Origin of the sequence: Enterococcus ureilyticus, from assembly GCF_001730315.1 — a bacterium.
GTDB classification, from domain to species: domain Bacteria; phylum Bacillota; class Bacilli; order Lactobacillales; family Enterococcaceae; genus Enterococcus_L; species Enterococcus_L ureilyticus.
The window spans coordinates 1-9549 of the sequence record NZ_MIKC01000022.1 but is presented as its reverse complement, the minus strand read 5'-3'; the positions used below and the strand labels follow the sequence as shown (position 1 = coordinate 9549).

General features: G+C 34.7%; 8 protein-coding genes. 1 reads left to right on the top strand and 7 read right to left on the bottom strand.

All coding sequences use genetic code 11. The features are described from left to right. The 7 genes from BCR24_RS16485 to BCR24_RS09070 form a co-directional block, all read right to left on the bottom strand. On the bottom strand, positions 1–91 hold a 91-nt coding region (locus BCR24_RS16485), incomplete at its 3' end, for a family 1 glycosylhydrolase (RefSeq protein ID WP_141707043.1). Between the two features lie 41 nt (positions 92–132). After that, a complete protein-coding gene (locus tag BCR24_RS09095; protein WP_069640238.1) occupies positions 133–2013 on the bottom strand; it encodes a beta-glucoside-specific PTS transporter subunit IIABC in 1881 nt (626 codons plus the stop codon). Positions 2014–2215: 202 nt separating this feature from the next. Further along, positions 2216–3052 (bottom strand): BglG family transcription antiterminator LicT, encoded by an 837-nt coding sequence (licT, locus tag BCR24_RS09090; RefSeq protein ID WP_069640237.1) that lies wholly within the window; start codon positions 3050–3052, stop codon positions 2216–2218. 264 nt (positions 3053–3316) lie between these two features. Further along, positions 3317–4360: a tyrosine-protein phosphatase gene (locus tag BCR24_RS09085; RefSeq protein WP_239574281.1), complete on the bottom strand. Its 1044-nt coding sequence runs from the start codon at positions 4358–4360 to the stop codon at positions 3317–3319. 12 nt (positions 4361–4372) lie between these two features. Further along, positions 4373–5632, bottom strand: coding sequence for a PTS sugar transporter subunit IIC (locus BCR24_RS09080; RefSeq protein ID WP_069640235.1), 1260 nt, complete (start codon positions 5630–5632; stop codon positions 4373–4375). Positions 5633–5656: 24 nt separating this feature from the next. After that, positions 5657–5959, bottom strand: coding sequence for a PTS sugar transporter subunit IIB (locus tag BCR24_RS09075; RefSeq protein WP_069640239.1), 303 nt, complete (start codon positions 5957–5959; stop codon positions 5657–5659). A gap of 25 nt (positions 5960–5984) precedes the next feature. Continuing rightward, positions 5985–6320: a PTS lactose/cellobiose transporter subunit IIA gene (locus tag BCR24_RS09070; protein WP_069640234.1), complete on the bottom strand. Its 336-nt coding sequence runs from the start codon at positions 6318–6320 to the stop codon at positions 5985–5987. A 256-nt stretch (positions 6321–6576) separates the two neighbouring features. On the opposite strand from BCR24_RS09070, the gene BCR24_RS09065 reads away from it, so the two are divergent. After that, positions 6577–9240, top strand: a complete 2664-nt coding sequence (locus BCR24_RS09065) for a sigma-54-dependent transcriptional regulator (RefSeq protein WP_069640233.1) — start codon at positions 6577–6579, stop codon at positions 9238–9240. Positions 9241–9549 lie beyond the last annotated feature (309 nt).

The following is a 9549-nucleotide window of genomic DNA, read 5'->3' as shown; positions in this document are numbered from 1 at the left end:
TCGCTAATCCTCGGCCGCCTTCGTTATAGCCGCCTTCACATTGATTGGCTGCAGTTGCGCCACCCCATAAAAAATCTTTTCTAAATGCCATGTCAAATCATCCTCCAATTTATTAGAATAAAGGAATTCTTATTATCGAATAACCTTCATTACTTGCTCACCTGGTTCAGACAATGCTTTGGTCAATGTAATAATATCACCAAAATCTGCTGAATTTGTTACAACAACGGGTGTAATTATATTATAGCCTTTTTCAGCAATTTTATCTAAGTCAAATTCAATTAATTTATCACCTGTTCGAATTTTTCTTCCTTTTTCAACAAAATATTCATAACCGACTCCATTTAATTGAACCGTGTCAATTCCAATATGGATTAACAACTCAACACCTGAATCACTTGTTAAACCAATCGCATGTTTAGAATCGAAAATAGCAGTAACCATTCCTGAGAAAGGAGCATAAACAGTTCCCTCAATAGGCTTAACTGCAAAACCTTTTCCCAAAATTTCTTCTGAAAACATACCATCTTCAACTAATGCTAAAGGAACGATCTCGCCTTTAACTGGGTTTGCGACGTCTAAGATATTTTCTACTGTGGCTTCATTTACTGCTGAATCATTCACAACATTTTGTGTTGCTTTGACAGTTGGTTCTTTATATAAGATATAAGAGATTACAAAAGAGACTGTAATACTAATTGCAGCACCAATGCAGGCTAAATATAGATGTCTTAACGTATCGTCTCCAATATAACTCGGAAGTGTTAACAAACCTGGTGAACCACCTGTAAAGTTTTTTACTCGGCCAATTCCCATAAATAATCCACCTAATCCGCCGCCGATCATCGCTGCATAAAGTGGTGTTTTAAATCGTAAATTAACTCCGTACAATGCAGGTTCAGTAATTCCAAACAAACCAGTCAAACCAGCTGAGGCCGCCATTTGTTTGATTGCTGAATCTTTACTTTTAAGACCGACTGCCAGTGATGCAGCACCTTGACCTAAATTTGAGGCTAACATACCTGGATAAATCACAGTATCGTAACCTGTGGTCATCCGATTGTTAATCCCGATTGGAACAAGTCCATAGTGGGTCCCTGTTGCTACAAACAACGGAGTAAAAGCACCAATGATTGTTGGTACTAACCAGGGACTAAAACTTTCTAATGCTTTGATGCCATTTGAGATCCCATCACTAATCAAATACCCGATTGGACCAATGATTACTAATGACACGGTTCCGACAATTGCAATCGTAATCAATGGTTTACTGAAGAACTTGATTACTTTTGGTGATACTCTATCTGCAATTGGTTCAACATAGGACATAAACCAAACTGACAAAATAATTGGAATAACTGATGAGCCATATGTTACAGCCGAAATCGGCATTCCAAAAAGATGTATTCCGCCTTCACCAGCTTCTTTAATTGCATTGACCATTCCCACAAAGTTAGGATGAAGCAAAATACCACCGACCATCATCGCTAAATACATATTAGTTTTAAACTTTTGAGCAGAAGAGGCTGCTAATAAAATCGGTAAAAAGTAAAACGCTGAGTCAGCCATAAAATCAATTATGATATAAGTTTGCCCAGTTTTATCAATTGCATTAAAAACAACTAATAACGAAAGAACAGCTTTTAACATTCCGGCTGCTGTGATCGCAGGTAAAATAGGCGTGAAAATACCAGTAATCGTATCAATAATTTTCGATGCTGCCCTACGATCGTCTTTTTCTGTTGATTCAATTTGTTGCTCATCTAACGATGGACTTTCTTTCAAGATCTCTTTATACACACTACCGACATCACTACCGATAATGACCTGGTATTGTCCACCTTTTGAGACTACACCCATGACCCCTTCTGTATTCTTTAGCACATCAGTTTGCGCTTTTCCTTCATCTTTTAAATTAAAACGTAATCTTGTTGCGCAGTGAGTCAAGCCACTGATATTTTTTTCTCCACCAATAGTTTCAATAATTTTTTTAGCTAATTCTTGATAGTTCATTTCTTTCCTCCTAAATTAAACGTGTAATAAAAACATTTGACCTTGAAATCAGAGGGATCCTTTTTTGTCGTAATAAAATTTTTATTTTAAAAAAAAAACAGCTCATAAAGTGCATAAAACAACATGAAAAAATACCTAAGAAACCTCTTATGTCAAAGAGATTTTTCTTAGGTATAGCCTGCTCTTGTGCAGTAACAATCCTCTAATTATTGGTTATTCTTCTTATGTGGATAGTGAGATAGATCATCTCATCTTCTTGTAGATCACGACCAAATTCTTTGCCGATATACTCACGAATTTTCAGTGCACAAAGATATTCTTCTTGATATTTCTCTTTTAACATAAATAAGAAACCTTCATCTTTGTCTTTATCCAACTCAATTCCGCTAAATAAGCGTTGAACAAAAAACTTTAAGTGCGTAATAAATCGTTCATAATTCAATGTGTACTCGTCTAAATCAGTTTTATAATGATATTTAACAATATTGATAATTGTTTGAATGACTTTTGTCATTTCAGAAACCTGACTAACTTGTGACAAATCTAGTTCTGCATTCACAATATGCAATGCAATAAAACCAGCTTCATCTTCTGGTAATGAAATATCTAGACGATTGGAGATTATGTTTAATGCTTCTTTACCAATCAAATATTCATGATTATAGAATCGCTTGATTTCCCAAAGTAGTGCATTCCTAACAGGCAGACCGTTATTATGTCGATCAATCGCATAATCAATATGATCAGTTAATGTAAGATAAATATTCTCATTTAGCTTTTTGCCTAGAGAAACTTTGGCGAAACCAATTATGTCATTTGCTACTTGTAAATGTTCCAAGCGAACATTGGAAAGTAACTGCGTAAGCTTATTTGTATTCGAATCAGCATTACTAGTATACACTTTTTCAATAAGAGTATCTTCAATGATATCACCGATATTTTTTTTAAAACCAATACCTTTACCCATCACTAATACTTCGTGACCCTCAGCATCAAGAGACTTTACAATATTATTATTGATTACTTTTTTTACTTCCATAATATCTCCTCAATGAGATTAGATCAGCTAGCTAATAAAATGTCTATAAAAGAAATTAAGTATAGCCTGAACATTCAGTAACAATCTTGATTTCTCTTGTTATTAAAACATGAAAGTAAAGCGTTGTCAACAAAGGAAAAAAGAACGCTTTTTTTTAGACCAGGTAATAATAATACTAAACTATTATTGTTACGAAACGTATAGCAAACAAATAACAAGGTAGCTTTTATTTGTCTACCTTGTTATTTCCCTCCATACACAATACTAATATAAATATTTATTTCTAAGTATTTCTAAGTGATCACTGTCTATCCCTAGTACTTCTTTTAAGTAATTCGTCATCGTGCCATACTGTTCTTCCACAGTTTTATAAGCACCATCTAAATAGTCTTTTCTAGTTTGCTGCAGCGATGCTAGAAATAGCAAAACTTCTTCATTGTCCGTATATTTTTTATAAATAGCCATTCGTTTGGCATTTCTAGGTGCATTCATTTTATCTGTTAGTAAATAATCTTGATAAATTGTCTCTTTATCCACACCTAAGGCAGCCAGATACAAAGCAGCTGCCCAACCAGTTCGATCCTTGCCACCTTGGCAATGAAAAATAAGAGGAGTCACATCAGCTTGCAATAGGACTTTAAAAAATTGTTTGTACGCCTCGATCGCATTTGTTCCTATCACCAATTGTTCCATTTGTTTGATCATCATATTTCGATTCTTATACAACTGGTTTCGACCTGCTTCAGTCTGAACTAGTTGTTCTAAATGTGCGATTTTATCTTCATCTTTTTTGGAAATAGATTGTGTACTCGCCTGCTGTGCTACATCAGCATGAGGATTAAAATTAAACGTCTCACTCGTTGAAATCATTTTGTTAGGATCTTTCACTATTTCTTCTGGTGAACGAAAATCAATAATCTTTTTTATAACCATCCGTTCCATATAAACTTGTCCTTGAGAATCAATTTGATGTAACGCATCTGATCGAAAAACCTGCCCCCATCTTGTTAATCGACCATCTGTAGTAAGATAACCGCCCATATCACGACAATTGTACAAATTATTTAATGGCAAACGGCGTTCTGCTCCAATAAATAGTTCAGAATCGGTTTGTAGTTGAAAATAAAGTCGTTCTTGAAAATTGGGATCTTTTGTCTTTTGCCACCCTTTTTCAGTAAATTCTATATATCCAGTTTTATTTTCAGTTGTACTATCTGTTCCATAATACACTTTCACAGGTAATTGTACTGTATCAGGAATACAAATCTCAAGTTCATCCCCAATTCTTTTCACTTGAAGTGCTTGCATTATTTCACTCTCCTATTGATTTTGAAGCGTTGCTTCTTCTTCTGTGACTCCTTGGCTATCCAATTTTTTTATGAATGGTAGATATAATAATAGTACCACAACAAATTGAATTAACTGTACAACTAATCCCTGCCAGCCAGCAGCCATAAACCCAGATAAGAACGTCGGTAGATTTTTGGGAACATTTACACTAATAACTGGTAAAAAGCCAATAATCGTTGCAAGATATGCAATACCGACACAAATCGCAGCTGAAAGTGTCAAAGGGATGAAAATAATTGCGTTCATGATCATTGGTATACCAAATTTCATTGGTTCCGTGATACCAAAGATACTTGGAATTAGTGAAATTTTTCCAATTGATTTGAATTTTTCACTTCTACTCATCCAAACTAAAATCACAGCTAATGCCAATGCTCTTGGTCCTTTAAATGCATCTAAGAAAAATGAATTAATAATATTTGTAGCTACTTCACCTGCCGCAACTGCTTCCATATTGGCATAAGCCTGAGTTGTAAACAAAACAGCAATGACAGAACTTACTACCATACTTCCATGAATTCCAAAGAACCACAACAATTCTGATAAAAACATAATAAATAATGCTGACCAAATCGATCCACCTAACGCTTCTAGAGGGGTTTGTAAATTCGTATAAATAAAGTCATGGATATTTCCGAACTTAGTTTCGGCAAAAGCCGTACTAATCATAATAACCACAATAAAAATAATAGCTGCTGGAACAATTGCTTCAAAAGTTTTAGCAATCGCCGTTGGGACACTTTCGGGCATTCTAAACGTAATGCGCTTTTCTACCATTTTTGCGAAGACCCAAGTCACAATAAGTGCCACGATCATTCCAACGAAAATACCTTTTGAGCCTAGGTAAGTTAATTCAAAAGCCATGACTGGTTTCTCTTGCCCAATATCAAAAGCTGTGATCGGTGTCAAAACAAAGAACGCAGCTAAAGACAAAATGATTGAAGCAATCGTATCGCCCTTTTTCTCTCTTGCCATTGCACAAGAGATACCAATAATTACATAGATTGTAATCAAATTACTGGAAATTGAGGTCCCTAATGAACAAGCCTTCATAACAATATCTGGCAACCCTGGAATCATTCCAATAATCGTTGTCAGACTTCCCACAATAGTAATCGGCAGTGTCATCATCATTCCATTCGCAATACTTTTAACAAAGGTATTATTTGAAAATTTGTTGACAAAGACATTCAACCCGTTGATAAATGAACTTCTTTTTGTTTCTGACATTTGTAATCCTCCCCTAACTCATTCTTATCTCGATGCAATAACTTCCTGTGCATTTTTAAATACTTTTTCCCCATTCATCATGCCGTAATCCATCATTTCAATCACCAATACAGGAATATCTGGATACTCATTTTTTACATCATCTAATTGATACCCCACTTGTGGGCCTAGTAAAATGATATCTGAACCTGTTACTTTTTCTTCTAGCTCACTTAGTCCGCATGCAGAAATATCCGCTTCGATTCCTTGGGATTTTGCATACTCCTCCATTTTTTTAACTAACATTCCTGTTGACATTCCACCTGCACATGCTAATGTAATTTTCATCCTGATCACCTTTTCTATTTTGATTTTATGCATTCTCTTTAATTAAAGTACGCAATTCTTGTATTTCTTCATGTAACTCAATAAATTCTTTTGTAAAATCAGTTGCTGTAATTGCTGCCATCATATGATCTTGCGCATGAGTCAAAAACATATTTACTGGTTCATCTGGATTACTTGCAAAGGTTTTTAAAATGTTTGTATGATGTTGATGGGCAATTTTTAAATTGTCTTTGCTTTCCTCCAATATTCTTTTTGCCTCGGTGATCTCTCCACCTTTTGCTTCTTTAATTGCGTTCATTGCCAGCGATTTTGCATTACCTGCATAAACGATGATTTGCATCACATCTGTCTCTGAAATCATTTGACCGTCTCCCTTCAAACACTAATTACGTTTTCATATTAATATAAGCAACTAGTGTGCCAAACACAGAAAATCTCTATAAAACAGGATTTCATTTGTATGTGTTTCCCAGAAATAATTTTTGAAACACATTTTAACTACAAATTAAAACACATTAACACATACAAAAAACAGATGACTTTGACTATTTCACTATTCAACATTATACTTAAGGGCATAGAACACAAAAAACACTATTCATCAAAGGTCGGAAAAAATGAAAAGAATTGAAAAAATAGCAGAATTGTTAGGACAATATTCTGAAGTTCAACTGGTAACCGCCAGTGAGATTGCTAAACAATTGAATCTTACACGTGCAAATGTTAGCAGTGACTTGAATCAATTAGTCAAGCTAGGAAAAGCTAAAAAAAGTGGTACTAAACCAATTTATTTTTGTTCAACAAGTCCAAAAGAAAAACAAACAAGCACTATTTTAGATGATTTCATCAAAAAAAGCCCTAGCCTATTTCACTGTGGTGAACAGGCTAAAGCAGCTGTGCTATATCCGCCAAATGGCATGCATATATTATTGACTGGAGAAACAGGTGTCGGGAAAAGTATGTTTGCCGAACTGATTTATAGCTATGCCGTTTCCCAAGCTAAATTGAAAGCGGATTCTAACTTTATTACGTTCAATTGTGCCGATTATGCGAACAATCCTCAATTATTAGTAGGTTCTATTTTTGGTATTCTTAAAGGTGCTTACACGGGTGCAGATAATGATCGTATCGGGCTATTGGAAAAAGCGAATGGCGGTATTCTCTTTCTAGATGAAATTCATCGGCTCCCTCCTGAAGGTCAGGAAATGCTGTTCACCTTTATTGATCGCGGTATCTATCGAAGGCTTGGTGAAACCAATAGTGAAAGAACTGCCCAAGTATTATTGGTCTGTGCAACAACTGAAGATACTTCCTCTTCATTGCTACAAACGTTTATCCGTAGAATTCCCATGCGAATTAAAATTCCTAGTTTAATAGATCGTAGTTTAGACGAACGGCTAAGCTTGATTTCAACTTTTTTTCAAGCTGAAACCAAGAAATTAAAAACACCGATAGAAGTTTCTACGAATACGATTCGAGCATTATTGGGCTATCATTGTCCTAATAATGTAGGTCAACTAAAAGCCGATATACAGCTACTTTGTGCAAAAGCCTATTCTCACTTTATCGCTCGACAAGAAGAAACTATCAAAATCAGTAGTTATGAACTGCCTCATTACATCCGTGAAGGCCTTTATAACACGGAAGATCGTCCAAAAATTTGGCTACTACTTCCGAATATGAATGCACGTTTTTTCATGTTTAATGATGAAGATACAACCTTATTTTTACAAAAAGACACTAAAAATAATGATATCTACCAAATCATCGAGCAAAAAATGAGTGATATGGAGCGAATCGGCCTTGATACTTCGCAAACATCTGAAATCATTGATACCACGATAACAAATTATTATCATTCCTATAATACTGATTCAGTCATTGATTTAAAGAACCTTGAACAAATCGTCGGTTCAGAGATTGTTGCAACGGCGAATAAAGTATGTGAAAAAGCTTCCCGATTGTTAAATCTTCATTTATCTGATAATGTTCGCTATGGATTGGCACTTCATTTGTATAATACGATTCAACGAGTTAAGAGAGGTCAAAGAATCATTAATCCTCGAATAACAGAAATAAAAAAGGAACATGCCACCCTTTTCAAAACAGCCCAACACTGTCTCTCAGTTATAGAAGCGGATTTTAGTATTCAGCTTCCAGAAGATGAAGCTGGCTTTCTTGCCTTATTTTTTACCTCTTATGAAAACAAAAATAAAAAAAGAGCGAAAGTCGAAGTCATCGTTGTTGCTCACGGTGATTCAACTGCAACTAGCATGGCAAGTGTTGTCAACAAATTACTTGGGGAACAAATTGCCGTAGGTTTTGATATGTCTCTTGAGGAAAAACCAATCGTAACTCTAAATAATATTAAAAATTATCTAATAGCAAAAGATCAACTAAAAGACGTCCTATTATTAGTTGATATGGGGTCGTTAATCAACTTTAGCGATGAGTTGCAACAAAAACTGCGTATTGACATTCGCTGTATTGAGCTAGTCAGCACTCTTCATGTGCTGGAAGCGAGCAGAAAAGCTGCTCTCGGTTACGAACTTAATGAGGTATTTGAATCGACCAGAAACATTAAAGGCCTTTCTACTTATCAAAAAAATAGTGACGATGAACGAAAAGAATCAAAGTTATATATTCTAACACTGTGTACAACTGGTGAAGGTTCAGCTCAATTGATCAAAAAAATGCTGAGTAACCGCTTAAACTTTCGTGGAGATGCTTGTGAACTTATATCATTACAAATTACTGACGAAAAATTACTAGAACAAACGCTGAAAAATTTAACTCTTTCTGGAAAAATCATTTGTACGATTGGTACTTTTCAACTTTCCTTAACTTCGCCACACTTTACGATTACAGATGCTTTAGATGAAACTAAAACTAAAAATATTCAATCACTGATCGATTATGAGATTGCTTTTGACGGTATGCAACATAATATCGCAAATATGCTAGAATATGAACACGGAAAAGACCTAATAATCTCTGTTCGAGAGTGGGTTGAAGCAATAGCTGCTGAAATCAATCCAAATGTTTCTTACGAAATAAAAGTAGGTTTAGCTTGTCATGTCGTCTGCATGATTGATCGACTAAAAAAGGGTAAAAGTGTTAGTAGTTTTCCAAAAACATTAGCTTTCAAAAAAAAATATTCAGCTGAAATTGCCAGTGTTCGAAAAAATAGTCAATTTTTAGAAACATACTATGCCATTGTAATTCCAGAAGATGAAATCTTTTATATTACCGCATTTTTTATGAATGAATCTTTATTTTAAAACTAAAAAAGTGAAAAATCATTTTCTTCTGATTTCCCACTTTTTTTAGTTTATAAAAGAATAAGTTGATCAACTATTTTCAACTGAATAGAAAAAGAAAAAAGACAATTTGATATTTCGGCTCTATACTTTCTGATGTTGGTGAGAAATCACCGGCATCTTTTTTAATACAAAATAATAGAAAAGACACCCTGATATCCTTTAGAATTAAGGGCTCTATACTTTCTGATGTTGGTGAGAAATCACCGGCATCTTTTTAATGCAAAATAATAGAAAAGACACCCTGATATCCTTTAGAATTAAGTCGTC

Excerpts from the sequence above, each read along its gene's own strand:
- BCR24_RS09095 (WP_069640238.1), bottom strand. The coding sequence starts at position 2,013 with ATGAACTATCAAGAATTAGCTAAAAAAATTATTGAAACTATTGGTGGA.
- licT (WP_069640237.1), bottom strand. The coding sequence starts at position 3,052 with ATGGAAGTAAAAAAAGTAATCAATAATAATATTGTAAAGTCTCTTGAT.
- BCR24_RS09085 (WP_239574281.1), bottom strand. The coding sequence starts at position 4,360 with ATGCAAGCACTTCAAGTGAAAAGAATTGGGGATGAACTTGAGATTTGT.
- BCR24_RS09080 (WP_069640235.1), bottom strand. The coding sequence starts at position 5,632 with ATGTCAGAAACAAAAAGAAGTTCATTTATCAACGGGTTGAATGTCTTT.
- BCR24_RS09075 (WP_069640239.1), bottom strand. The coding sequence starts at position 5,959 with ATGAAAATTACATTAGCATGTGCAGGTGGAATGTCAACAGGAATGTTA.
- BCR24_RS09070 (WP_069640234.1), bottom strand. The coding sequence starts at position 6,320 with ATGATTTCAGAGACAGATGTGATGCAAATCATCGTTTATGCAGGTAAT.
- BCR24_RS09065 (WP_069640233.1), top strand. The coding sequence starts at position 6,577 with ATGAAAAGAATTGAAAAAATAGCAGAATTGTTAGGACAATATTCTGAA.